The following is a 25,190-nucleotide window of genomic DNA, read 5'->3' on the forward strand; positions in this document are numbered from 1 at the left end:
TCTCCGAATATGCGCAGCCGCAATGGCGAGCCTCAGGTCGGCCGCGCCGCGAGGCTCCGGCGGAGCACGAACTTCTGCACCTTTCCGCTGGCCGTCCGCGGGAAATCGGCGACGGTGTGCAGCTCTTCGGGCCACTTCTGCCGGGCGAGACCGACCTGCTCCAGGTGCACGCGCACAGCGTCGAGGGCCGGCATCGGATGACCGGGGAGCATGCGGAGGAACGCCGCCGCATGTTCGCCGAGACGTTCGTCGGGCGCGGCGACGAGGGCCGCTTCGGCGACCCCGGGCAGGGCAAGCAGCGCTTCCTCGACTTCGAGGGCGCCGATGTTCTCCCCGCCGCGGATGATCACGTCCGACTTGCGGTCGGTGATCGTGAGGTACCCGTCACCGTCGACGACCCCGATGTCGCCGGTGCGGTACCAGCCTTCGTCGTCGAAGACGGCGGCCGTCAGCTCCGGGTCCGTGTAGCCGGCGCACAGATCGGGGCCGCGGCTGAGGATCTCGCCGTCGTCAGCGATGCGGATCTCCACGCCGGGCAGGGCCTCCCCGTCGGTGTGGAGGCGCTTGCCCTCGGGTGCAGTGTGCCGCGATCCGGTGATGGACGGCTGCTCGGTGCTGCCGTAGGAGCGGAACACCGTGATCCCCAGCTCGGCGAGCCGCCGGGTCACCGACGACGCCACCGACGAACCTCCGAGGCCCGCGTATTTCATGTGCCGCAGATGCTCGGGCGTGAAGTCCGGGTGCTCCAGCAAGGACGTCATGTAGTACGTGGCACCGCCGCCCACGGTGAGGCCCTCGCCGAGCATCAGTTCCAGCACCTGCCGCGGATCCCACACGTCGGCCAGGTTGACCGGCATGGCGTCCAGGACGGGGATGAGGAAGGCGTTCACCATGCCGATGAAGTGGCCCACCGGCGCGGCGGTCAGCTGGCGGCCACGGTCCGCGGGATAGAGCCCGGCCAGTTGCCGTGTTTCGAAGCCGAGTGTGCGGTGGCTGTGGACGACGCCCTTGGGGTCGCGGGTTGTCCCCGAGGTGAAGGCGATGAGCGCCCGGTCGGCGGGGTCGACCGCCGCGTGCCCGGACATCGGCTCGTCGGCGAGCAGCGCCTCGAAGCCCTGGGCGTCGTCTCGGCCGACCACGCCGACAATCGGCACGTCGGCGCTCAGCTCCGGCCGGAACTCCAGGCGGCCAAATCGCTCCGCCCCGACGAAGACCTTCGGCTCGGTGGCTTTGAGGATGTAGCCGAGTTCCTTGGGACCGTAGAAGTGCACCACCGGGACCACGGTGGCCCCCAGGAATGCCGCGGCCCAGAAGACGGCGGCCGCCTCCGTCCAGTTCGGGAGCTGGAAGGCCACCGTGTCGCCCGGCGCCACGCCGCGGTCCCGCAGTCCGGCGGCCAGGCGCCGCGCCATCACTTCGACGTCCCGGAACGTGCCGCGCCACGGCCGCACCGCGGAGTGGACGCGAAACTCGGTGTCGGGCGCGGCGGCGAGGCCCCGGGCCAGCAGGTCTCCGACGGAGTCCCGCGTCCACCAGCCTTCCGCTTCATACCGTTCGACCAGCTCTGCGGGGATCGTTCGCATCCGGCGACTCCGTCTCGGGGTGGCACTCCTCGGGCGAATATGATGTTCTCTCAAAACGAGAATGCCAATACCCTGGGGAGCGCATGTCGATGGTCGATCTCGAGCTGGACGACGGCGTCGCCGTCGTCACCATCAACCGCCCGGAGGCTCGGAACGCGATCGCCCCGGCCACCATGGACGCCCTGGACAAGACCCTCGATGCCGCGGAAGGCGCCCGGGTCCTCGTCGTCACCGGCGCGGGCGACCGGGCCTTCGTATCCGGCGGCGACCTGAAAGAACTTGCCGCGATCCGCACCGAGGACGAGGCGACCGCGATGGCCATGCGGATGCGCGGGATCTGCGACCGGATCGCCGCGTTCCCCGGTCCCGTGGTCGCCGCGCTGAACGGGCACGCCCTCGGCGGCGGGGCGGAAGTCGCGGTGGCCGCGGACATCCGCGTGGCCGCCGACGACATCAAGATCGGCTTCAACCAGACCGCACTGGCGATCATGCCGGCGTGGGGCGGCGCCGAACGGCTCGCCGCGCTCGTCGGCCGCGGTCGCGCCCTCATGCTCGCGGGTACCGGAAGCGTGCTCACCGCCGCGGAAGCCGAACGGCACGGTCTGGTCGACCTGTTGCTCCCCCGCGCGGCCTTCGCCGAAGGCTGGCGGACGCTGGCCAAGTCGCTGGCGACGGACGCCGCAGGCGAGATCAAGAAAGTGATGGGCGGCAGCCTGTCCGCCGAGGAGGCTGCCCGCTGCTTCGCCCGGCTCTGGGTCGACGACGCGCACTGGGATGCCGCCGACCGGGTCCTGTCCCGCACCAAGCGCTGACCCTCGGGGGCCGGCCCGGGCCGGCACCGTCCGAGGCACTTCGAGGAGAGCACGTGCCCGAAACACCCCAGCGTCCCGCGCCCGCGACCAGCCAGGAGGACGAGTTCTTCTGGCGGTCAGGCGCCGACGGCAAGCTGCGCATCAAGGCGTGCAAGGCCTGCGCGGCACTGATCCATCCTCCGCAGCCGGTCTGCCGGTACTGCCGCAGCCAGGAGCTCGGCATCCGCACGGTATCGGGCTACGCGACGCTCATCGGATTCACCGTCAACGAACGGTTCGGCCTACCCGGCCTGCCGCCGCCGTACATCGTCGCCCAGGTCGCACTGGAAGAGGACCCACGGGTGCGGCTCACCACCAACGCGGTCGGATGCGCCGCCGAGGACTTGGTGCTGGGCATGCGCATGGAGGTCGTGTTCGAGCGGACCGGCGACGCGTGGCTGCCGCTCTTCCGGCCGACCGTCGAACAGGGCGAACCAGCTCCGCTGCCGGCGGACGAGATCGCACCGGAGCGGATGAGGGACTACGTCCGGCCCATGGCGACGCCCGAGAAATTCGAGGACAAGGTCGCTCTTACCGGCATCGGCATGTCGCAGATCGGCCGCCGTCTGATGGTGCCTCCGCTGGCGCTCACGGTGGAGGCGTGCAAGCAAGCGGTCGCGGACGCGGGGCTCACGCTCGACGACATCGACGGGCTGGCGACGTACCCGGGCGGCGGAGCGTACGGCGGGTTCTCCGAGGGCGGCGTGACCGCGCTCCAAGCCGCTTTGGGGATGCGCCCCACCTGGATCAGTGGCGGCCCCGAGACGTTCGGGCCCGGCGGATCGATCATCGAGGCGATGCTCGCCGTCGCCGGCGGCCTTGCCCGGCATGTGCTGTGCTTCCGAACGCTCTGGGAGGCGACCTTCGCGGAGTTGGTCAAGCAGGGCAAGATCCGTCTGTCCGCCCAGGACACGGCCGACGGCTGGATGAAGCCTTTCGGGGCCGTCTCCGCCGCGCACACTCTCGCGCAGAACGCGCAGCGGCATTTCCACCGTTACGGCACGACCCGGGAAACTCTCGGTTGGATCGCCCTCAACCAACGTGCCAACGCCGCGTTGAACCCCACCGCGCTCTACCGGGAACCGATGACCATGGACGACTACCTGTCGGCGCGGACGATCACGACCCCCCTGGGCCTTTTCGACTGCGACGTGCCGTGCGACGGCGCGGTCGCGGTGGTGGTCTCGGCCGTCGACGCCGCCCGTGACCTGCGCAAGCCGCCGGTCTTGGTCGAAGCCGTGGGAACCCAGAGCATCGAACGGCTCGAATGGGACCAGAGCACCCTGACCCACGAACCGCAAGTCCTGGGGCAGGCAGCTCACTTGTGGTCGCGTACCTCGCTCACGCCGGCCGATGTCGACGTCGCGGAGCTGTACGACGGATTCACTATCAACTGCCTGTCGTGGATCGAAGCCCTCGGCTTCTGCGGAATCGGCGAAGCCAAGGACTTCCTCGACGGAGGCAAGAACATCGCCCGGGACGGCGTCCTGCCCCTGAACACCCACGGCGGCCAGCTCTCCCACGGACGCACGCACGGCATGGGCCTCGTGCACGAGGCCGTGTCCCAGCTCCGCGGCGAGGCCGGCGAGCGCCAGATATCCGGAGCCAAGGTCGCCGTGGTCAGCGGCGGCGGGCTCACCCCGAGTGGAGTGATGCTCCTCCGAACGGACGCATGACCATGGACGGTTTGCGCCACATCGTGGTGGTCGGCGGCGGCCCCGCCGGGGTTACCGCCGTCGAGACGCTGCGCCGTGAAGGCCATGCGGGTCCGATCGTGCTCGTCACCGGAGAACCGGGGCTCCCCTACGACCGTCCGCCGCTGTCCAAGCAAGTGCTCACCGGCGCCTGGGAGTCGGACCGCATCCGGTTGCGCGCCGCCGCGCACTACCGGGACCTCGGAGTGACCATGGCCCACGCCCGCGCGACGGCGCTCGACCGGGACCGTCGGCGCCTGCGGCTCGACGACGGCGGCGACCTCGCTTACGACGGGCTGATCATCGCCACGGGCGTGCGCCCACGCCAGCTCCCGGGGAATCGTCTGCTCAAAGGCGTCCACGTCCTGCGCGACCTCGGTCACGCGGACCGCTTGCGCACGGACTTGCTCGAGGGCGGCCGCCTGGTGGTCGTCGGTGCAGGCTTTCTCGGCATGGAAGTAGCAGCGTCGGCGCGCGGACTGGGCCTCGACGTCACGGTCGTCGACCCCGCACCGCTGCCCATGCTGCGCCAACTGGGGGGCACCGTCGCCGAAGCCGTCGCACGACTGCACCGCGCCCACGGAATCGGCTTGCGACTCGGCGTGGGCGTCAGGGAACTGCGTGACGACGGCCGGCAGGTCACCGCGGTGGCGTTGTCGGACGGGACGGTCGTCCCGGCGGACTGCGTCCTGGTGGCGATCGGCGCGTCGCCCGCTGTCGATTGGCTGCGGTCGTCGGGTCTGCCTCTCGGCGACGGCATCGAATGCGACGAGTACTGCCGAACTGCTCCGCGCATCCACGCGGCCGGCGACGCCGCGTCGTGGGTCAACCCGCGGTACGGGCGGCGCATGCGGTTGGAGCACCGGACCAATGCCGGGGAGCAGGGCGCGGCCGCGGCGTTCAACCTGCTGCACGGACCGGTCCGCCCGTACGCACCGCTGCCCTACTTCTGGACCGACCAATTCGGGATCAAGGTCCAAGCCTGCGGTGTACTCGCCGAGGACAGCGACGTGGCGATCGAGTTCGGCGCCGTCGAGCAGGACCGGTTCGTGGCGGCGTACCGCAGTGCGGGCCGGTTGACCGGGGTGGTGACCTGGAACGCTCCTGCGCAAATGGTCGCGTACCGCGCGGAGCTGCTCGGCCAGGACCACGCGTCGTCCGAGCGGGTCGGCTGATGGCGGGCCCAGAGGAATTCTGGGACCTTCTGGCCGATCGTCGCCAGGGTGTCCTGGCGACGATCGGCCCGGAAGGCCTCCCCCATCTGTCGAACGTCCATTACGTTCCCGATACGGCAAGGCGCCTCGTGCGCATCTCGACTACGGCGGCCCGGGTCAAGGGCCGCAACGTGCTGCGCGACCGCCGTGCCGTGCTGCACGTCCCCGGTCCGGACTTCTTCACCTTCGCCGTCGCCGAAGGAAGGGTCTCCGTTGGCGTTCCCCGGAAGGTCGGCGAGGAGTCGATCGACGAACTGTACGCATTGCACGCCGCTTTCAACGGCGAAGCGCCGCGTCCTGCTTTTGACGAGCGCATGTTGCGGGAGCGTCGCTTCGTCATCCGCCTGAATGTCACCAAGCTGTACGGCTTGATCCCGCCCAGGCGTTGAACCGCCCGTACACGAGTGTCCTCATGGCCGGTTGGGTGCGCGGCCTCCCCGCCGTGCACATCACACGCGGCGCTCCAGGCGGTCCCACATCACGATGCCGTCGTCGCACAGTTCGACGCCGCCGATGCTCGGGCTGGAGACGGCCGCGGCCTGGGACTCCTGGTAGACCCACACGGGGAAGTCGCGGTTCAGTTCCATCTGGACGGCGGTGTAAGCCTCGCGGCGGGCGACCAGGTCGACGGTGGCGCGGGCGTTGTCGAGCGCCTTGTCCACGGCCGGATTGGCATAGCCGGTCAGGTTGGTGCTGCTTGCCGAGTACAGGAAGTCGTAGACGCCGGGCTCGGGGTCGCTGAACCATTGTTGGGTGAGCGCCGCGTTCCAGGTCCAGTCACCCTTGCGGACGGTTCTGATGAAATCGACGGCGTCGGCGGCCTGGATCTGCGCGTCGACGCCCGGGAAGCGGTTGAGCACGTCGCGGATGTGCTCCGCAACCTTCACCAGAGTGGGGGTGTTCGGCACGACCATCACGAACGGGAGCCGCCGTTTGCCGTCAGCGGTGATCTGCGCGAACAGGGCGCGGGCTTGCTCGGGGTCGTTCTCCGTCATGACGAGTTGGCCGTTGGCGACCGGTGACGCGGCCGAGAAGATGCCGTGGGCCACGGCACCCGCCCCTTTGAAGTACGTGTTGTTGAGGTCCGCTCCGCTCAGCGCAAGCACGACCGCTTTGCGGACGTTCGGGTCGCCGAACGGGGTGGCGACGGTGTTGAACATCAGCATCGCCCCGCCGTCCAAGTGGATCTGGTCGACGGCAAGCCGCCGCTCCGCGGCACGCGCGACTCCGTCCGGTGCGAACATCACGGACATGTCCAGTCGTCCCGCTGAAACCTCGTCGGCGGTGTGCCCGGCGTCCGGGTCGACTTCCATCGTCAGCCGCTCGAAGCGCGGCAGACCGCGATCCCGTTGCCAATAACCGGGGTTGCGGACGTAGACCTGCTTTCCGTCCGCCGCCCAATCGGTGAGCATGTACGGGCCGGCGCCGACCGGCTTGCGTCCCACACCGACGGGATCACTGCGGATCGCGGTCGGGGATCCCACGAAACTCAGCTGCCGGGCCACGATCCGGTCGAAGTTGGCGTTCGGCCGGCTCAGCACGACCCGGAGTGTCAGCGGATCGGTGACCTGCAGGCTGGTGATGTCCACGGTAGCCGGGTACTGCAGGGAGTGATTGGTGACGTCGTGATGGCGTTCCCAGTTGAACCGAACCGCTTCGGCGTCCAAGGGGGTCGCGTCGCTGAAGGTGATTCCGGCGCGGAGTCGAAGGATCCATGTCCGGCCGCCATCGGCCGAGGTAAAGCTGTCCGCGAGCTGGGGGCGCACAATGCCGGTCGCCGGATCCGACCACACCAGGACGTCGTACACCGCCGCCATCCGGTTCCCATCGACGGCACCGTACGGGTAGGTCACCATGGGATCCATGCTCGCCGGCCCCTGCGGCAGCGCGACCGTCAGTGCTCCGGCCGCACCGGGGGCCGAGGAACTCGGTGCAGGACGTGCGCCCCCGGAGTCGGAACAGGCCGCTACGAACGGCAAAAGGAGGGCCAGCGCTGCCGCCGAACCCCGGCGGAGGGGAAGGCCGATCCGCATGGTCATACCTCGATTGGGAAGAAGGGAAGGACAGCGCAGCCGGACGTGGCGTGCGCCGGCTGATGGGGCTGCCGGGGGCGCGGGCGCCCGACGAACGTGCGTCAGTTCTGGGTGCTGACGAATTTCCGGGCGGAGGGGTCGTACCTCCAGAGTCGGGCGGGTACCGCACCGTGTGGGGTCGTCGCGCTGTAGCGCGCCTTGTCCGCGTAGCCGGGCACCGCGAACGCGCCAAGGCCGTTTCCGGCATCCCGGAAGCTCCGGTACGTCAGCGATCGACCTGCCTTCTCCGCGATGGCTCGGAAGAGGGCCAGGCCCTGGCACGCGACCTGCAGCGAGCTCTGCGGCGAGGGGGCGCCGGCCGGGAGCGTGAGCGGATCGACCGAAAGCTTGCCGCGCAGCGCGGGTACCGCCGATTCCATGGTCGCCACGCACCGCTGCATCCCCGGTTCGTTCCAGCGCACATCGATGCCGAGTCCGGCAGCGCCGGCCAGCGTCGAGAAGTCGTGCTTTGCGGCGTCGCCCGTGTAAGCGGCCACACTGCCGAGAGGGGCGAAGAGCAGCCGGGGCCGGTACTTGGTGCGTTCCAGGGCCTGGGGGAAGCCTCCGGACATTCCGCCGACAACGACCACGGTGTCGGCGCCTGCGGCCTGGAATTTGGCGATGAACGCGCCGATCTGCTGCCCTACCGCGGACGTGTCTCCGAGGTCCACGTCGAGGATCCCGGTCTCCACAGGTGTGACGCCGAGGCGTTGCAGGGCAGGCAGAACGGTGTCCTTGACCAGACCCTCTTCGTTCACCACGCCGACGACGGCGACCTTCTTGCCGGCCAAGGCGTTCCCGTCGGCGAAGAGCCCCATCGCGTCGCCGACCTCCTCGCCGCCGCGGTCGAAGGAGAACCACGGCGCTTGGGCGAGAGCGCCGTTCTTGCCGGTGAGCGGCCCACCGATGATGGCGGTCCGGTTGGTCTGGACGTAGCACAAGGGCTCACGGCCGTTGAACGTGCCGATCACCGCGAAGACTTTCTCGTCCTGTGTGAGCCGCGCGCAGGTCTGCTGGGCGGCAGCCGGGGATGCCATGTCGACGGCGCCGTACACCGGCACGATTCTGCGGCCGTTGATGCCGCCGGCGTCGTTGATCTCCTTGATCAGTGCGTTGTAGGTCGCCTCGTAGTCGCCATGGTCGATCTTGAGGAACTGCTTGACCGCGGTGAGATCGGGATAGACGACACCGATCTTGACGGTGTCCGCGGTGACTCCGGGGGCGACTTCGGCCACGGAGGACGCGGACGACTTGCCGGGCGTCGGAGCACCGTCGCCTGGGCCGTGCCCGTCGGCCGTGCAGGCGGCGGAGAACAGCACGACGGCAAGCGCGGCCACCGGCAGGGGATGGCGGCGCAGCGCGCGGTATGTGGTGGTGGACATCGGATCCTGACGGAATGGTGAAGTGGGAACAGCCGCCGGTCTTCCCATGCCGGCGGTCGGCGCGGCAATAAGGGTCTGCTGGATGACGTGTTCTGAGTCGCCGAGGTGGCGGAGCCTGCGGCGTTGCCGGGGACCGCTCCGGGACCGCGGGTGATGTCCCGGCCGAGGACGCCCCGCGGTCGGCGGCCTACCCGCCCGACGGCGAGCTGCATACGGCGGCCGCTGGCGGGCGGGTTGCCCATGCGCGCGACTGCGTTGCTTGCGGGTCCGACGAAGTGGATCGGGTCCTGGATACAGGCCCGTTCGGCCCGATCACGCGAACAGATGTGTGGATGGCCCCTGGGCGGCGGCCCAGGGGCCATCACACCGGTCAGGTGACGACGGATGCGGCCTTGAGTGCCAGAATGCGGTCCCAGTCGAGGCCGAGTTCGAGGAGGATCTCCTCGGTTTGCGCCGCGAACTCCGGCGCGGGTGCCAGGTCGGGCGCGGTGACGTCGAACTGTACGGGGTTGGCCACGAGTTGCAGGTCACCGGCATCTCGCAGGTATTCGTTGGCGCGGATCTGCGGATCCTCGCCGACCTGGAGGGTGTCCTGGACGGGCGCCCACGGGCCCGACAGCGTGCCGAAGCGCTCGGTCCACTCGGCCAGGGTGCGCGAACCGATGGCTTCCCGGAGGACGGCCGTCGCCTCGTCGATGTGCGCCGCGATCTGCTCGACCGTGGCGAAGCGCGGGTCGTCGGCGAGTTCCGGGCGGTCGATGTGCCGGCATACGTCGGCCCAGAATCGGGTGGGTTGGAGCATGACGAGCGAGAGGTAGCGGCCGTCGGCGGTGGCGTACAGCCCGGACAGCGGGTTGCCGGGTGAGCCGTGTGCGCCCAAGGCGGGCGCGATCCACGGTTTGCCGAGGTGCTGGGACAAGGCGATGCCGTGGCCCATCGCCCAAAGGCCGCTGCCGAGCAGCGACACGTCCACGACCGAAGGCTCACCGGTGCGTTCGCGCTTGAGCAGGGCCGCAGCGATGCCGCCGGCGAGGTTGGTGCCGGAGATGGTATCGCCGTATGCGGGTGCGGGAGCGGGGATGATGCCCTCGACGCCCGGCGGGGTGATGCTCGCTGCGGTGGCTCCGCGCGCCCAGAAGGCGGTCATGTCGTAGCCGCCCTTGGCCGCTTCGGGACCACGGGGGCCGAGGGCGCTGCCACGCGCGTACACGATCTTCGGGTTGACAGCCCGGATGTCGTCCACGTCGATGCCGAGCTTGGTTCGCGCCGCGGGCAGCAGGCTGGTGAGGAACACATCTGCGCGGCGCGCCAGTTCGAGCAGCAGCTCGGCGCCTTCGGGTTGGCCGATGTCCAGGCCAATGCTGCGCTTTCCGCGGTTGGCGTGCTCGACATTGGGGTTGGGGTCCCCGTCGACCCGGAAGGTGCCCGTCTGGCGGAGCCCGCGTTGCGGATCGCCTTTGACCGCGTGCTCGACTTTGACGACCTCCGCACCCCAGTCCGCGAGCACTGCGCCCGCCGACGGGACGAAGCCGTACATCGCCACTTCGAGGACGCGGATGCCGTCGAGCGGCTTCACGCCTTCACCGCCGCGAATGTCTTCCCTTCCAGGAACTCTTCGAGCCCGGCCACACCCATCTCCCGGCCGATGCCCGACTGTTTGAAGCCGCCGAACGGGGCGTCGGGTCCGAAGTAGTTGCCGCCGTTGATGCCGAACGTGCCACTGCGGATACGCCGGGCGACGGCCACGGCCCGATCCTCGTCGGCGCTGTAGACACCCCCGGACAGGCCGAAGATGGAGTCGTTCGCAATACGCACGGCGTCGTCGTCGCCGTCGAACGGGATGACCACGAGGACCGGCCCGAAGACCTCCTCCTGGGCAATCTCGTCCGCGGAGTCGACACCGGTGAGCAGCGTCGGTGTGTAGAAGAAGCCGGGGTCGACCTTCTTGCCGCCGGTCACCAGCGTGGCCCCGGAGGCCACCGCGCGCCGGACCATACCGTCGACTTTTTCGCGCTGGCGTTCGCTGATGAGCGGGCCCATGTAGGTCGTCGGGGCACTCGGGTCGCCGTACGGGATGCGTTCGAGCGCTGCGGCGACCTTGGCGACGATGGCGTCGTGGTGTTCACGGGGCACCAGCAGCCGGGAGGTGAGCGCACAGCCCTGCCCCGAGTGCGAGCAGATCGTGAATGCGGCGAACATCGCTGCGGTGTCGAAGTCGGCGTCGTCGAGAACGACCATGGCCGACTTGCCGCCGAGTTCCAGAAACACCTTCTTCACCGTAGGTGCGGCGGCCGCCATGATGCGCCGGCCCACGGCGGTCGAGCCGGTGAACGTGACCATGTCGACGTCGGGGTGGGTGGTGAGCACCTCGCCCACCTGCACGTCGGTGGAGGACAGCACGTTGACCACGCCGGCGGGGATGTCGGTGTGTTCGGCGATGAGTTCGCCGAGGGCGAGCGTCGTCAGCGGGGTGTCCGGGGCGCCCTTGAGGACGACGGTGCATCCGGCGGCCAGCGCGGGCACCAGCTTGGCGAGGGCGAGCTGGTTCGGGAAGTTGTACGCGGTGATGGCGGCCACCACGCCGGCGGCTTCCTTCTCGACCCAACGGCGGTGTGTCTGACCGCGGAACTCGATGTCGGCAAGGTCCGCGGTCAGCGGGTAGTCCTGCAGCAAGTCCGCGTAGTAGCGGGCAATCTCGATGGGTTGATCGAGCTGGGGGCCGTGCGTGAGCATGCGCGGCGCGCCGACCTCGGCGATCGTCAGCTCGCGCAGCTCCTCCTTGTGCTCGGTGAGCGCGCGGTGGAGCTGGTCGAGACAGCGGACCCGCAGGTCGCGGTCGGTGGACCAGGTGGTGGTGTCGAAGGCGCGCCGGGCGGCGGCCACGGCCGTCTCGGCGTCGGCGATCGTGGCGTCGGCGGATTGTCCGACGACGTCGCCGGTGGCCGGGTTGAGCGAATCGAACGACGCGGGGGTCTCGACGAGCCGGCCGTCGATGAGGAGTCGCTTCATCACAGCCTCACGATCTGTCCGCCGTCGACGCTGACGACCTGGCCGGTGAGCCAGGCAGCCGCATCGGAAAGCAGGAAGAGCACCGTGCCGGCCATGTCTTCGGGGGTGCCGAGGCGCTTCAGCGCGAGCTGCTGCACCATCGCGCCGCGGTACTCCTCCGGCACGATCCCGCGCGTCGCCTCGGTGTCGGTCGGCCCGGGGGCGATGCCGTTGACGCGGATGCCGCGCGACCCGAGTTCGGCGGCCAGGGATGCGGTGAGGCTGTTGATCCCGGCCTTGGCGAGACCGTAGTAGCCGCCGCCCATCCAGGCCGCGGTCGACGACTGGTTCACGATGGCGCCGCCGTCGGGCATGTGCGGGATGACCGCGCGCGTGACGTGCAGCGCACCGAGCAGGTTGACCTTGAGGAATCGGTCGAGGTAGTCGAGGTCGACGCTGCACAGGGTGTCGCGGCGCATGCCGCCGAAGATGGCGGCGTTGTTGACGAGGTAATCGATCCGGCCGAACTGCTCGACCGCGGCGGCGGCCATCGCCTCGCACGAGGCCGGGTCGGCTACGTCCACCCGGGTGAAGAGCCCCGACGGCAGATCCTTGGCGACGCGTGTTCCTTGTTCTTCGTTGATCTCGGCGACCACGACCTGGGCGCCCTCGGCGGCGAGGGCGCGCGCATAGGCCTCCCCGATCCCCTGGCCGGCGCCGGTGACGACGGCCACCTTGTCCCGGAATCGCATGTTGCCTCCCTTTCTTCGCGGCCCGACTGAGTGGAAACTACATTCTCTGATTTGGCGAATCAACATACCGCCGAGCGGAAGGATCTGGCCCACACAATCCACCCCTCCCCCGGGCGCCGGCGGAACGACGCGACATCCCGCCGGACAGGCACTTCCGTCGCACCCGCCATGAGAATAGTATTCTCCAAATCGGAAGGGAGCTTTTCATGATCGAGACGACCGCGCTCAGCCCCGGTCTGGGTGTCGAGGTCACAGGTGCCACGGATCTGCTTGACGACGCGCTGGTGGCGCGCTGCGCCGAGGCCCTCAAGTGGCGCGGCGTCCTGTTGGTGCGCGGCGCCAACCTGGACGACGCTGCGCAACTGGCGTTCAGCCGCAAGCTCGGCGAGGTGGTCAGTCTCGGCGGCCAGGAGATCTTCAAGGTCTCGCTCGACCCGTCCGTGAACCCCGCCGCCGAGTACCTCAAGGGCACGTTTCACTGGCACATCGACGGCACCAACGACGAGGTGCCGATCAAGGCGACCACGCTGACCGCGCGGCACGTTGCGATGGTGGGCGGCGGCACGGAGTTCGCGAGTACCTATGCCGCCTACGAGAACCTGCCCGACGACGAGCGCAAGCGCTACGACGAGCTCCGGGTGGTCCACACGTTCGAGGCCGCGCAGCGCCGGGTGAACCCCGACCCGGACGAGCGCGAGCTGGCCGCATGGCGCGCGCTGCCGCCCCGCGAGATGTCGCTCGTCTGGCGGCGCCGCGACGGCCGCCGGTCGCTGGCCATCGGCGCGACCGCGGACCACATCGTCGGAATGGCACCCGAGGAGGGCCGCGCCCTGCTCGACGGCCTGCTGGAGTGGACGACGCAGGAGCGGTTCCGCTACACCCACGAGTGGCAGGTCGGGGACCTCGTCGTGTGGGACAACACCGGGATGCTGCACCGGGCGCTGCCGTACGACGCGTCGTCGCAGCGCACCCTGCACCGGACCACGATCGTCGGCGACGAGGCGTGGGCCTGATGAAGAACGCGGTCGTCACCGGCGGCGCTTCGGGCATCGGCCGGTCCATCGCGGAGCGGCTGAGGGCGGACGGCCACCACGTCGCCACCCTGGACCTCAACCCCTCCGACACGGACTCCGACGGAACCTTGGCTCTCACCGCGGACGTCACGGACCGGGGCGCCGTCGACGCGGCCATCGACACAGTCCGAGAACGCCTGGGGCCAGTCGGGATTCTGGTCAACGCGGCCGGAATGGAAGGCCACAAACGCTTTCGCAACCTCACCTTCGAGGCATGGCACCAGGTCGTCGACGTCAACCTCAACGGTGTCTTCCACTGCATCCAGGCGGTGTTGCCGGACATGACCGATGCCGGCTGGGGCCGCATCGTCAACATCTCGTCCTCCAGCGCGCACTCCGGCCAGCCGTTCATGACGCACTACGTGGCCGCCAAGTCCGCGGTCAACGGACTCACCAAGGCGCTCGCCCTCGAACTGGGCCCGCAGGGCATCACCGTCAACGCGGTGCCGCCCGGATTCATCGATACCCCGATGCTCCGCCGGTCCGAGGCCCGCAACCTGCTCGGCGGCACGATCGACGACCACATCGCGCGGACCCCGGTACGGCGTGCCGGGCGTCCCGAGGACATCGCGGCGGCGTGTGCGTTCCTGGTCTCCGAGGAGGCCGGCTACATCACCGGCCAGATCCTCGGCGTCAACGGCGGCCGCAACACGTGAACGGCTGCGCCGCCGCGGCGTGATGCCGCCGGACGGCCCCCCATCAGCCCGTCTGCCATCGCATTCCCGGGAGCGAACCATGAAGGTCCACGTCGACGCCGAACGCTGCCAGGGCCACACGCTGTGCGCCATGATCGCGCCGGAAGTCTTCGAGCTGAGCGACATCGACGGGCACTCCTCGGCGATCACCGAAGACGTTCCCGCGGAGCTGGAACAGAAGGTGATCGAGGCAGTCAACTCCTGTCCGGAGGGCGCTATTTCCGTCTCCTGACCGTCTCCGGCCCCTCCGCACCGCCCGAAGGAGAATCACCCGTGCCCCAGGAAGAAGCCGCGGACGACACGCGCAAGGCGCCGCGCTTCCGGTTCGACCGGCATGCGCCCGACTACCACGAGCAGTTCGAGGCGATCACGCAGGAGATGCACGCCAAGTGCCCGATCGCGTGGTCGGATACCTACGACGGCCATTGGGTCGCCGCGGGCAACGGCCAGGTCTTCGACCTCGCCCGGTCCGCCGAATTCCTGTCCAACGACCACGACGTCAAGGGCGAGCGCCGCGGCTACCAGGGCATCAGCATCCCGGCGCCGCAGAAGTCGGGCCAGGGCGGCATCCTCGAGATGGACCCGCCGAGGCAGCGGTACTACCGGCAGGCGCTCAACCCCTACTTGTCGCCCGCGGCGGTGGCCCGGTGGGTGCCGTTCGTGGACGAAGTGGTGCGCGCCTGCCTCGACGAGAAGATCGAGTCGGGCAGCATCGACTTCGTCGACGACCTCGCCAACGTGGTGCCGGCTGTCCTCACCTTGGCCATGATGGGCATCCCGCTCCAACGCTGGGTGATCTACAACGAGCCCGCCCACGCCGGCGTCTACACACCGCCGGACTCCCCCGACATGCCGCGGGTCATCGCGTTGCACCAGGAAATGATCATGGATCTGGTGCGGCAGTTGCACGACGTCCGCGCCAACCCCCGACCGGGCCTCATCGACGCTCTGGTCGCCCTCCGGATCGACGGGGAGGCCCCGCCGGACGCGGAACTGATGGGCAACCTGGCCCTGTTGATCGGCGGCGGTTTCGACACCACGACGGCGCTTACCGCACACGCCCTGGAGTGGCTGTCCGAGAACCCGGTCGAGCGCGAGCGGCTCAGCCGGGAACGGGACACGCTCCTGGACTCGGCGACCGAGGAGTTCCTGCGCTTCTACACCCCCGCGGTCGGCGACGGCCGCACCATTTCCGCGGACTGCGAGATCGCCGGCGTGCGGTTCCGGGAGGGCGACCGGCTGTGGCTGTCCTGGGCGATGGCCAACCGCGACGCGGCGGCGTTCCCCGATCCGAACGAGGTCGATCTGGCCCGCCGGAACAACCGGCACAGCAGCTTCGGGCTCGGCGTGCACCGGTGCATCGGGTCGAACGTGGCCCGCATGGTCTTCAAGCGCATGCTTCTCGCGGTGCTCGACCGCATGCCCGACTACGGGTGCGATCCCGATGGCGCCGTGCACTACGACTCGATCGGCGTCATCAACGGCATGCGCCACCTGCCCGCGACGTTCACCCCCGGGCCACGCGTCGGTCCCGGGCTCGCCGAAACGCTCGACGTCCTCCAGCGTGCCTGCGACGAGCAGGGCCTCGCCGCGCCGGTGACGGTCCGCCAGGGCCGCGCCCAGATCGGCAGCACGTGACGGGCACCGGAAGCGTGGGCACCAACGCGGCGCCCGATCGGCCGTACCGCGTCGTGCAGTGGGCAACCGGCACCATCGGCGCACGGGCGCTCCGGCAGGTCATCGGGCACCCCCGCATGCAGCTCGCCGGGCTCTGGGTGCACAGCCCGGACAAGGTCGGACGCGACGCGAGCGAGTTGTGCGGCGTCGAAACCGACGAGGTCGGTGGGCTCGCCGATACCACCGGAGTCGCGGCGACGAACCGTCTCGACGACATCCTGGAACTCGACGCGGACTGCGTCCTGTACATGCCGCAGGCCTGCGACGCCGACGAGGTCTGCCGGCTGCTCGCGTCGGGACTGAACGTGGTCACGACCCGCAGCGAGTTCCATCGGCCGGCAAGCATGGACCCCGATCTGCGTCGGCGCGTCGAAGACGCTTGCGCCGAGGGCGGCACATCGATCCACAGCACGGGCAGCAGCCCTGGGTTCATCACCGAAGCGGTGCCGCTGGTCCTGGCCTCGGTACAGCGGCGGCTGGACATGATGACGATCGACGAGTTCGCCGACCTGTCGCGGCGCGACTCGCCCGAGCTGCTCTTCGAGGTCATGGGGTTCGGGCGCGCGCCGGCCGAGTTCGCCGAGGTCCGGACGGAACACGCCCGATCGCCTTTCGGACAGTCGCTCGCCCTGGTGGCCGACGGGCTGGGGCTGCCGCTCGACAAGATCGACGTCACCGGGGAGTTCGCGACGGCCTCCCGCACCGTCGAGATCGCCGCCGGCCGTCTGGAAGCCGGAACCGTGGCGGCCCAGCGCATCACCGTGACCGGTACACGTGACGGTGAGCCGCTGCTGAGGTTCCGCGCGACGTGGTACTGCACCACCGAACTCGACCGGCTCTGGGATGTCCGGCCCACGGGCTGGCGCGTGGTGGTCGACGGAGACGCGCCGCTGGACATCGACATGACATTTCCTGTGCCGATGGAACGGATGGCCGCCGTCTCGCCCGCGTACACGGCGAACCGCGCCGTCAACGCGGTCCCGGCCGTCTGCGGGGCCGCGCCCGGTATCCGCACGACGCTCGACCTGCCCGGCATCACGGCGCTCCTCGCCTGACCCGTGCAGATGCGCCGGGCTCGGCATTCCGTGCCGAACCCGGCGCCGTGAACACGTACTCGTGGACCTCCCAGGTGCCGAAACCACGGGTACGTGCTCACGGCGCCGGGCACGCAACGCGGCTGTTCCGCGCGCGGCTGATCCCCGCACGCCCGGCGCCGTACCCACCTGCCGCGCCTGCCGCGCCGGCGGCGGCACGGCCGACGACATCCCGGAGAACCGATGGCGGACGACGACCAATTGCAGCGAGCCGAGGCCATACGTCGTGCCGTGCTCGGTGACGCTTACGTAGACGGCATGGCCGCCGACAGCGATCCGGTAGCGGCCGACTTCCAGGCGTACATCACCGCGACCGCTTGGGGTGTCTGGGCCCGAGAAGGCCCGCTCTCCAATCGCGACCGCAGCTTGCTCGTCCTCGCCATGACGGCGGCTCTCGGCCGCATGGAGGAGTTCCGCCTGCATGCGCGCAGCGCACCGCGGGCGGGCGTCACCGCACGCGAGATCGACGAATTGCTGTTCCAGATCGCCGCGTATTGCGGCGCGCCGGCCGGTGTCGCCGCCCGTCGGGTCGTGCGTGAACTGCGAACCACACCCGAGGAGGGCTGAGCATGCCGGTCGTCGGATTCATCGGGCTGGGGAACATGGGGCGGGCGCTCGCGGCGAACCTCGTCGCCGCGGGCCACCACGTCGTCGCCTACGATGCCGCGGGCCCGGATCGGGTGCCGCCCGGAGCCGAAACCGCCGCCGACGTCCCCGAAGTCGCCCGCCTGGCCGAGACCGTGGTGCTGAGTCTGCCGGACGGCGACGCGTCCGGGCAGGTCGCCGTGGCCGTCGCCGGCACCTCCGGACGCCGAACCGCGCACGTCGTCGATACCTCGACCATCGGGCCGAAGGCCGCCCGGACGATCGACACCCTGCTCGCCGAGGCGGGCATCGGCTACGTCGACGCGCCCGTCTCGGGCGGCGTCGCCGGGGCACGCGCCCGCACACTTTTCGTCATGTACAGCGGCAGCGACGCCGCCTGCGCCGCCGTCGCGCCGGTGCTCGCGGGTCTGAGCGACCGCCGCCGCCGGGTCGGCGACCGTCCGGGCCCGGCGCAGGCCCTCAAGTTGGCCAACAACTTCCTGGCTGCGACCGCGCTCGCCGCGACCAGCGAAGCGGTCGCTTTCGGTGTGGCGGCGGGCCTCGACATGGCGGACATGCTCGACGTCCTCAACGCGTCGAGCGGCCGCAACTCCGCCACGGCCGACAAGTTCCCGCACCACGTCGCGACCGAAAGCTTCGCGGCCGGGTTCGCCAACTCGCTGATGGCCAAGGACGTCCGCCTGTATCTCCGCAGTGTCGCCGAACTCGGCGGGCCGGCGGCCGTCGGCGAGGCCGTGGGGCCCCTGTGGGATCGGTTCGCGGCCGATGAGCCGGGCGCGGACTTCACGCGCATCTATCCGTACGTCCGCACGGACTGAAGTCCGCGCCCGCCCCCTCAGCCGTCGACTTCCGCGGCTGCCGCGGCGAACTGCGCGGCGTAGAGCCGGGCGTAGGCACCATCTGCGGCGAGCAGCGTGTCGTGACTGCCCTGTTCCACGATGCGGCCGTCTTCCATGACGACGATGGCGTCCGCGTCACGGATGGTGGACAGCCGGTGCGCGATGACGAACGCCGTGCGCCCTTCACGGAGCTTGGCCGTGGCCTGCTGGATGAGCACCTCGGTCCGCGTGTCGACCGAGCTGGTGGCTTCGTCCAGGATGAGGATCGCGGGTTCGGCGAGGAAGGCCCGTGCGATCGTGATCAGTTGCTTCTCGCCGGCACTGAGACCGGCGCCGTCGTCGTCGACGTGCGTGTCGTAGCCCTCGGGGAGCGTGCGGATGAAGCGGTCGGCATGCGCGGCCTTGGCGGCGGCGACGATGCGTTCCGGGTCCGGGTTGTCGGCGCCGTAGGCGATGTTCTCGGCGATGGTGCCGCCGAACAGCCAGGTGTCCTGGAGCACCATGCCGATGCGGGAACGGAGTTCATGCCGCGGCATGGCGGCGATGTCGACACCGTCGAGGGTGATGCTGCCCCGGTCGATGTCGTAGAACCGCATGATGAGGTTGACCAGGGTGGTCTTGCCGGCTCCGGTGGGGCCGACGATGGCGACCGTGTGGCCGGGTTCCGCGGTCAAGGACAGGTTCTCGATCAGCGGCTTGTCGGGCGTGTAGCGGAAGACGACGTCGTGGAAGGACACCCGGCCCGCCGCCTCGTGCCCGCCCTGCTTCCCGACCGGGCCGACGGCGGGAGGGTCCGCGGGCTCTTCGGGGGCGTCGAGGAGTTCGAAGACGCGTTCCGCGGAGGCCAGTCCCGACTGCACCATGCCGGCCATGGCGGCGAGGAACGAGAAGGGCTGGCTGTACTGCCGCGAGTACTGGATGAACGCCTGGACGTCACCGACGCTCAGTGCTCCGGCCGCCACCCGCACGCCTCCGACGACGGCGATCAGCACGTAGTTGAGGTTGCTCAGGAACATCATCGACGGCTGGATCGCGTTGGACAGCGCGCCTGCCTTGCGGGTCGCGGCGGCCAAACGCTCGTTGTGCTCGGCAAAGGCCTCTTCGGCCTGGGCTTCGCGGCCGAATGCCTTGATCAGCGCGTGCCCGGTGTACATCTCCTCGATGTGCGCGTTGAGGCGGCCGGTGTGCTTCCACTGCTCGCCGAACGCCGGCTGGGCACGTTTGCCGAGCTTGAACACCACCCACACCGACACCGGTGCGGTGACCAACGCGATCAACGCGAGCATCCAGGAGATCCAGAACATCACCGCGAGCATCCCGAAGATGCTGAACAGCGGGATGACGAGTTGACCGACCGCCTGTTGCAGGGTGACGCCCAGGTTGTCGATGTCGTTCGTGACCCGGCTGAGGATCTCGCCGCGGCGGCGCTGGTCGACGTAGCCGAGCGGGATCCGGGAGATCTTGGCCTGGACGTCGTCGCGCAGCCGCTGGACGATGCGCTGCACGGCGAGGTTGGCGAGCCAGGACTGGACCACGGCGAAGGTGCCGGCGCCCAGGTAGACGAGCGTGGCGTACAGCAGTACTTCGCCGACGCCGCCGAAGTCGATGCCGTCTCCGAGCACCCCGTCGAGCACCCGGTCCGTGGCACGGCCGAGCAGCCACGGACCGGCGGAAGCCAACGCGACGCTGACCAGTCCGGCGACGAGGATCCACCCGATGAGCGGGCGTTCGGTGGCCAGCAGCGTGCCCATCCGGCGCAGCGCGGCGCGCGCGTCGGACGAGCGGTCGGGGCGCCGGGGCGCGTTCTCTTTGTCGGAAAGGGTGTTCCGGCCCGCTTTCATGCCGCCTCCGCCTCGGTCATCTGGGACAACACGATCTCCCGGTACGTCGCGTTGCCGGCGAGGAGTTGGTGGTGGGTGCCGGTGCCGACGACGCGCCCTTCGTCGAGGACGACGATGCGGTCCGCGTCCCGGATCGTGCCGACGCGTTGGGCGACGACGATCACCGTGACACCCGTGGTCTCACGGGCGAGGGCGTCGCGGAGCCGGGCGTCGGTGGCGTAGTCGAGGGCGCTGAAGGAATCGTCGAACAAGTACACGTCGGGTCTGCCGACCAAGGCGCGGGCGATCGCCAGACGCTGGCGTTGGCCGCCCGAGACGTTCGTGCCGCCCTGCGCAATGGGCGCGTTCAGCCTCGCTGGGAGGCGTTCGACGAAGTCGCGGGCCTGCGCGATGTCCAGGGCGCGCCAAAGTTCGTCGTCGGTGGCTTCCAGAGCACCGAAGCGCAGGTTGGTCGCGATGGTGCCGGAGAAGAGGAACGGGCGTTGCGGGACATAGCCGACGGTCTTGCTGAGGGTCGCAGGGTCGATGTCGCGGACGTCGACGCCGCCTACCGCGACGGCGCCCGCACTCGCGTCGGCGAGCCTGGGTATCAGGCTGAGGAGGGTGCTCTTGCCACTGCCGGTGCTCCCGATGACGGCGACCGTCTCGCCGGGGGCCGCGGTGAGGGAGACGCCGTCGAGCACGGGGGCTTCGGCTCCCGGGTACCGGAAGCCGGCACCACTGATTTCGACGCGGCCCGGCTCGGGCAGATCGTCCACGGGCAGCACCGGTGCGTCGATGGAGGTCGGCGTCTCCAGGACTTCGCGGACGCGCGCGGCGCAGACTTCCGCGCGGGGCAGCTGGCGCAGCAGGTAGGCGGCCATGATCGCGGCGCCCAGGACCTGCATCACGTAGCCGAGGAAGGCGGACAGTGCGCCCACATCGATCGCCCCGCTGTCGATGCGCCGTGCTCCGAACCACACGACGGCGACGCCCGCGACTCCGGTGACCGTGGTCAGCACCGGCTGGAGCAGTGCCATGAGGCGGCCGACCCGGAGTGACACGTCGGTGAGCTGCGCGTTGGCTTCGCCGAACCGGTCGTGCTCGCGGCGTTCTTGGACGAACGCGCGGATGACGCGCAACCCGGTGATCTGTTCGCGCATGATGCGGTTGACCGTGTCGATCGTGTCCTGCATGACGACCGAGAGGGGTGTCATGCGGCGCAGGACGGCCCAGATGACCAGGCCCAGGAGCGGCATCACCACCACCAGGAGGAGCGACAACGGGACGTCCTGGCCGAGCGCGAACACGATGCCGCCGACGCACATGATCGGTGCGGTGACCATGAAGGTCAGCACGACCTGCACGAGCATCTGGATCTGCTGCACGTCGTTGGTGGTGCGGGTGATGAGCGACGGCGCGCCGAAGTGGTGGAGTTCGCGCGCGGAGAACGACTGGACTCGGGTGAACAGCGCGGCGCGGAGGTCCTGCGCGAGGCCGGCCGCGGCGCGGTTGCTCAGCACGGTCGCGGCGAGGGCGGCGGCGAACTGGGCCAGCGACACGGCGGTCATCAGACCGCCGACCCGCCAGATGTGGCCGGTATCGCCGCGGAGGACGCCCTTGCTGATGATGTCCGCGCTGAGGTCGGGCAGGTAGAGGGCTGCGGCGGACTGGCCGAGTTGCAGCACCAGGACGACGGCGATGACGCGGCGGTAGGGACGCAGATGGGGCACGAGAAGTCGGATCAGCACGCGGTCTCACAGCGCGTTGGGCCTGCGGCAGGGCAGGCGTCGGACGGCGTACCGAGGACAGTAATGGATCAGACTTGATGCATCAAGTGTGATGCATCTTCCTTGATGTAATATGGCGAGGCATGGACGGACACGAGCTGTACCACCTCGGCCGCACGCTGATGAAGCTCGGCGAGCAGTCGATCCCGCCGATGGGCATCGAGGGATTGTCGGCCCCCACGCGGGCGATCGTGTCCGACATCTTCGAGAACCCGGGGAGTTCGATCTCGGACATCACCGCGCGGGTGCGGTTCCCGCAGAGCCAGGTGTCGGCCTGCGTGGCCCGACTGCGCGACGCGGGCGCGGTGGAGACGGTGACCGATCCGCAAGACCGCCGACGCACGCTGGTCCGGCCGACAGCCGAGACGCTGCGACGGGCGAAAAACCGCCCGCCGGCCGCGATCGACGGGGCGGTCGCCGCGGCGATCGGCAGCACGGACCCGAAGGAGATCGCGCGCGTGCACGAGGCGCTGGACCGGCTGCGCGAGGCGTTGCGTCCCCGGGAAAGCTAGAGCCGCCTGCCCGGCACGGTCGGCCCCGCCGACGCCCGCGATGCCGCGCGCGGAGGACACGGCAAGAGCGCGGATCGCCTTCCCCGAGAGACGCCGACTTCACGCTTCAGGGCGGCACATGGACCGCCCGCGCACTCCGCCTGCCCAGACACCTTGAGAATAGTATTCTCAAATTCGAGATTGCCATTTAGCATGCACGGGTAGCCCCAGTTCACCGTGACTTGGAGTCCGCATGCCGAAGCCCGACTTCGCCGACCGCCGCGTTCTCGTCGTCGGGGGATCCTCCGGCGTCGGCCGCGGCATCGCCCTCGCCGCCGCGGCTCAGGGGGCACGCGTCGCCGTGGTGGGGCGGCGCGCCGCCCTGCTGGCCGAAGTCGCCGCCGAGACCGGCGGCACCGCGATCACCGCCGATCTCGCCGAGCCCGAGGACTGTGCCCGGATCGCCGACGAGGCGGTCGCCGCACTCGGCGGCGACATCCACGCCGTGGTCCACACCGCGGGAGTCTCGCCGCTCATGCGGATCGCCCATACGCCGCCCGAGGTTTGGCGGCGCCTGATGGCCACCAACATCATCGGCCCGGTCCTCGTCACCTCCGCCGTCCTCCCCGCTCTGGCCCCGGACGCCTTGGTGGCCTTCACTTCGTCCCGCAGCGTCGGGCACCCTTACCACGGTGTCGGCGCCTACAGCGCCAGCAAGGCCGCTCTCGACCAGGCCATCCTCAGCCTCCGCCTGGAGAACCCTCGCGTCCGCTTCACCCGCGTCGAAATCGGCGACACCGCAGGCACCGACATCAACCGCGACTTCGACATGGCCACCCGTGGCGAACTCGCCCCGCTGTGGCTGTCCCACGGCGTGCTGTCCGAGGTCCTCATGGACTGCGGCGACCTGTCCGGCATGATCACCGAGGCGCTCGGCCAGCTGCTCGCTCGTCCCGGCATCTCCGCGAACAACCTGGTCTTCCACGGCGCCGGCGGGGTACTCACCTCGTTCGACCAGAAGCCGTCCGTCGGCGTACCCCAGCCCGAGCGGCTCCCCATCGCCGACAACGGAAACCGCCGGTGACTCCCCCGGGCGTCCGCCTTTCCCTTCGGTTCGACTTCCGCAACCCGCAGTTCGCAGGCACGTCCATGAGCGACCGCTATGCGGCCGCCCTCGACATGGCCGTGTGGGCCGACCGGCTCGGATTCGCCGCCGTCACCCTGTCCGAGCACCACGGTTTCGCCGACGGCTACCTTCCCGCACCCCTGACGATGGCGGCAGCGGTGGCGGCTCGCACCGAACGGCTTCACATCATCATCGCGGCCGCCCCCGCACCGCTCTACGACCCGGTCCGGCTGGCCGAGGAAGCCGCCGTCGTGGATCTGCTCAGCCGCGGTCGGCTCACCCTCGTTCTCGCCAACGGCTATATGGCCTCCGAGTTCGCCATGCTCGGTATCTCGATGCGCGACCGCGCGAAGCTCACCACCGAAGCCGTCCGCGTCCTTCGCGCGGCATGGTCCGGTGAGCCGTTCGAGCACCGCGGAGAGACCATCCGCGTCACGCCTACCCCCGCCATCCCGGGCGGCCCGCGCATCCTCCTCGGCGGTGCGGTCGAGGCAGCGGCACGCCGCGCGGCACACATCGCGGACGGCTTCGTGCCCAACTGGCCGGGGGTCTGGGAGCATTACCGCGACGAACGACTCAAGCTCGGCCATCCGGACCCGGGCCCGTTCATCGGCACGGTCGGCACATTCCTCCACGTGTCCCGCGACCCGGAACGCGACTGGCCGCGCATCCTGCCCTACGCGATGCACGAATCAGTCGAATATGGCACCCACGCGGCGGCGTCCGGAACGTCGGGCCGAGGAACATACGAAGTGCCCGACTCCGCTGACGAATTGCGCCGAAGCGGCCAGTACCGCGTCGTCACCCCCGACGTGCTGCTCACCGAACTCAAAGCAGCCGGCCCCGCAGCACAAGTCGGCCTCCACCCACTGATGGGCGGTATCCCGCCCGAACTCGCTTGGGAGAGTCTGAGGTTGTTCGAATCGGAAGTGCTGGCGCGGCTCTGAACGCGATCAAGGGCCCGATGCGGTCGTGCGATCTCACCCCCGCCGGACGGCGGGAGGCGCCTCAGAACGCCGTGTCCAAGCCGAGCGCGGCCGCGACTCCGGCACCGTCCGAACCGACAGCCCCGTCCAATCGCTGCTCGGTCCAGACGGTCTTGCCGGTGCGCCGATACCGGCTCCCCCAGCGCGACGTCAGTTGGGCGACGAGGAACAACCCGCGGCCGCCCTCGTCGGTGTCGCGGGCTCGCCGCAACCGCGGCTGTGCGTTGCCCGCGTCACTGACCTCGCAGATGAGGACATCGTCCCGGATCAGTCGCAGCGCGACTGGCGAACCGCCGTACCGAATCGCATTGGTGACCAGCTCGCTCACCACTAGGGCCTGTTCTGAGTTCGGATCACGATCGGGTCATTCCGGCCTCGGCGGCCGGGGGAATGCGGTAGACCGGACGGCATGACCCGGGGTGATCTGTCGGATGGCGAGTGGGAGTTGGTCGAGCCG

22 protein-coding genes and 1 pseudogene are annotated in these 25,190 nt (G+C 69.8%); 14 read left to right on the forward strand and 9 right to left on the reverse strand.

Features of this window, described 5'->3' with window-relative positions; genetic code table 11:
- Positions 1 to 32: 32 nt before the first annotated feature.
- On the reverse strand, positions 33 to 1,583 hold the full coding sequence (locus ABEA93_RS30615; RefSeq protein WP_345679098.1) for an AMP-binding protein: 1,551 nt from the start codon (positions 1,581 to 1,583) through the stop codon (positions 33 to 35).
- A gap of 83 nt (positions 1,584 to 1,666) precedes the next feature.
- On the opposite strand from ABEA93_RS30615, the gene ABEA93_RS30620 reads away from it, so the two are divergent.
- Genes ABEA93_RS30620 through ABEA93_RS30635 form a run of 4 tightly spaced genes read left to right on the forward strand, consistent with a single transcriptional unit; the run spans position 1,667 to position 5,731 of the window.
- Positions 1,667 to 2,395, forward strand: coding sequence for an enoyl-CoA hydratase/isomerase family protein (locus ABEA93_RS30620; RefSeq protein WP_345679099.1), 729 nt, complete (start codon positions 1,667 to 1,669; stop codon positions 2,393 to 2,395).
- Between the two features lie 53 nt (positions 2,396 to 2,448).
- The gene (locus ABEA93_RS30625; RefSeq protein WP_345679100.1) at positions 2,449 to 4,110 is read left to right on the forward strand and encodes a thiolase C-terminal domain-containing protein; all 1,662 of its coding nucleotides are present in this window, start codon (positions 2,449 to 2,451) and stop codon (positions 4,108 to 4,110) included.
- Between the two features lie 2 nt (positions 4,111 to 4,112).
- On the forward strand, positions 4,113 to 5,303 hold the full coding sequence (locus tag ABEA93_RS30630) for an NAD(P)/FAD-dependent oxidoreductase (RefSeq protein ID WP_345679101.1): 1,191 nt from the start codon (positions 4,113 to 4,115) through the stop codon (positions 5,301 to 5,303).
- Complete coding sequence (locus tag ABEA93_RS30635) at positions 5,303 to 5,731, forward strand: TIGR03618 family F420-dependent PPOX class oxidoreductase (protein WP_345679102.1); 429 nt, start codon at positions 5,303 to 5,305, stop codon at positions 5,729 to 5,731. Before ABEA93_RS30630 ends, ABEA93_RS30635 begins: the two co-directional genes overlap by 1 nt.
- 60 nt (positions 5,732 to 5,791) lie before the next feature.
- Here the strand turns inward: ABEA93_RS30635 and ABEA93_RS30640 are convergent, their stop codons facing one another.
- The 5 genes from ABEA93_RS30640 to ABEA93_RS30660 form a co-directional block, all read right to left on the reverse strand.
- Positions 5,792 to 7,198 (reverse strand): ABC transporter substrate-binding protein, encoded by a 1,407-nt coding sequence (locus ABEA93_RS30640; RefSeq protein ID WP_345679103.1) that lies wholly within the window; start codon positions 7,196 to 7,198, stop codon positions 5,792 to 5,794.
- 278 nt (positions 7,199 to 7,476) lie between these two features.
- Positions 7,477 to 8,796, reverse strand: coding sequence for an ABC transporter substrate-binding protein (locus tag ABEA93_RS30645; protein ID WP_345679104.1), 1,320 nt, complete (start codon positions 8,794 to 8,796; stop codon positions 7,477 to 7,479).
- A gap of 370 nt (positions 8,797 to 9,166) precedes the next feature.
- The gene (locus tag ABEA93_RS30650; protein WP_345679105.1) at positions 9,167 to 10,372 is read right to left on the reverse strand and encodes a CaiB/BaiF CoA transferase family protein; all 1,206 of its coding nucleotides are present in this window, start codon (positions 10,370 to 10,372) and stop codon (positions 9,167 to 9,169) included.
- The gene (locus tag ABEA93_RS30655; RefSeq protein WP_345679121.1) at positions 10,369 to 11,805 is read right to left on the reverse strand and encodes an aldehyde dehydrogenase family protein; all 1,437 of its coding nucleotides are present in this window, start codon (positions 11,803 to 11,805) and stop codon (positions 10,369 to 10,371) included. Before ABEA93_RS30655 ends, ABEA93_RS30650 begins: the two co-directional genes overlap by 4 nt.
- Positions 11,805 to 12,536 (reverse strand): SDR family oxidoreductase, encoded by a 732-nt coding sequence (locus ABEA93_RS30660; RefSeq protein ID WP_345679106.1) that lies wholly within the window; start codon positions 12,534 to 12,536, stop codon positions 11,805 to 11,807. The genes ABEA93_RS30655 and ABEA93_RS30660 overlap by 1 nt, the downstream gene beginning before the upstream one ends.
- 206 nt (positions 12,537 to 12,742) lie before the next feature.
- On the opposite strand from ABEA93_RS30660, the gene ABEA93_RS30665 reads away from it, so the two are divergent.
- The 7 genes from ABEA93_RS30665 (at position 12,743) to ABEA93_RS30695 (ending at position 18,499) form a co-directional block, all read left to right on the forward strand.
- Positions 12,743 to 13,549: a TauD/TfdA dioxygenase family protein gene (locus tag ABEA93_RS30665; protein ID WP_345679107.1), complete on the forward strand. Its 807-nt coding sequence runs from the start codon at positions 12,743 to 12,745 to the stop codon at positions 13,547 to 13,549.
- Positions 13,549 to 14,265 (forward strand): SDR family NAD(P)-dependent oxidoreductase, encoded by a 717-nt coding sequence (locus ABEA93_RS30670; RefSeq protein WP_345679108.1) that lies wholly within the window; start codon positions 13,549 to 13,551, stop codon positions 14,263 to 14,265. Before ABEA93_RS30665 ends, ABEA93_RS30670 begins: the two co-directional genes overlap by 1 nt.
- Before the next feature lie 79 nt (positions 14,266 to 14,344).
- Positions 14,345 to 14,536, forward strand: coding sequence for a ferredoxin (locus ABEA93_RS30675; protein ID WP_345679109.1), 192 nt, complete (start codon positions 14,345 to 14,347; stop codon positions 14,534 to 14,536).
- 41 nt (positions 14,537 to 14,577) lie between these two features.
- On the forward strand, positions 14,578 to 15,942 hold the full coding sequence (locus ABEA93_RS30680) for a cytochrome P450 (protein ID WP_345679110.1): 1,365 nt from the start codon (positions 14,578 to 14,580) through the stop codon (positions 15,940 to 15,942).
- Positions 15,939 to 17,036 (forward strand): NAD(P)H-dependent amine dehydrogenase family protein, encoded by a 1,098-nt coding sequence (locus tag ABEA93_RS30685; RefSeq protein WP_345679111.1) that lies wholly within the window; start codon positions 15,939 to 15,941, stop codon positions 17,034 to 17,036. Before ABEA93_RS30680 ends, ABEA93_RS30685 begins: the two co-directional genes overlap by 4 nt.
- A 222-nt stretch (positions 17,037 to 17,258) precedes the next feature.
- Complete coding sequence (locus ABEA93_RS30690; protein WP_345679112.1) at positions 17,259 to 17,642, forward strand: carboxymuconolactone decarboxylase family protein; 384 nt, start codon at positions 17,259 to 17,261, stop codon at positions 17,640 to 17,642.
- 2 nt (positions 17,643 to 17,644) lie between these two features.
- Entirely contained in the window at positions 17,645 to 18,499 is an 855-nt protein-coding gene (locus ABEA93_RS30695) for an NAD(P)-dependent oxidoreductase (RefSeq protein ID WP_345679113.1), read from the forward strand.
- 17 nt (positions 18,500 to 18,516) lie between these two features.
- On the opposite strand, the gene ABEA93_RS30700 is transcribed toward ABEA93_RS30695, so the two are convergent.
- Together ABEA93_RS30700 and ABEA93_RS30705 are read right to left on the reverse strand one after the other, a co-directional pair.
- Positions 18,517 to 20,361, reverse strand: a complete 1,845-nt coding sequence (locus tag ABEA93_RS30700) for an ABC transporter ATP-binding protein (protein WP_345679114.1) — start codon at positions 20,359 to 20,361, stop codon at positions 18,517 to 18,519.
- Positions 20,358 to 22,091: an ABC transporter ATP-binding protein gene (locus ABEA93_RS30705; RefSeq protein ID WP_345679115.1), complete on the reverse strand. Its 1,734-nt coding sequence runs from the start codon at positions 22,089 to 22,091 to the stop codon at positions 20,358 to 20,360. The genes ABEA93_RS30700 and ABEA93_RS30705 overlap by 4 nt, the downstream gene beginning before the upstream one ends.
- A 122-nt stretch (positions 22,092 to 22,213) precedes the next feature.
- Here ABEA93_RS30705 and ABEA93_RS30710 point away from each other — a divergent pair, with 122 nt between their 5' ends.
- The 3 genes from ABEA93_RS30710 (at position 22,214) to ABEA93_RS30720 (ending at position 24,694) form a co-directional block, all read left to right on the forward strand.
- Positions 22,214 to 22,642: a winged helix DNA-binding protein gene (locus tag ABEA93_RS30710; protein ID WP_345679116.1), complete on the forward strand. Its 429-nt coding sequence runs from the start codon at positions 22,214 to 22,216 to the stop codon at positions 22,640 to 22,642.
- A 232-nt stretch (positions 22,643 to 22,874) separates the two neighbouring features.
- Positions 22,875 to 23,705, forward strand: coding sequence for an SDR family oxidoreductase (locus ABEA93_RS30715; protein ID WP_345679117.1), 831 nt, complete (start codon positions 22,875 to 22,877; stop codon positions 23,703 to 23,705).
- A 65-nt stretch (positions 23,706 to 23,770) separates the two neighbouring features.
- Positions 23,771 to 24,694: an LLM class flavin-dependent oxidoreductase gene (locus ABEA93_RS30720; protein WP_345679118.1), complete on the forward strand. Its 924-nt coding sequence runs from the start codon at positions 23,771 to 23,773 to the stop codon at positions 24,692 to 24,694.
- 61 nt (positions 24,695 to 24,755) lie between these two features.
- On the opposite strand, the pseudogene ABEA93_RS30725 reads toward ABEA93_RS30720, so the two are convergent.
- A pseudogene (locus ABEA93_RS30725) lies at positions 24,756 to 25,067 on the reverse strand (ATP-binding protein); the annotation flags it as partial.
- Between the last annotated feature and the right edge of the window lie 123 nt (positions 25,068 to 25,190).

Origin of the sequence: Yinghuangia aomiensis, assembly GCF_039542225.1 — a bacterium.
Taxonomy (GTDB): Bacteria; Actinomycetota; Actinomycetes; order Streptomycetales; family Streptomycetaceae; genus Yinghuangia; species Yinghuangia aomiensis.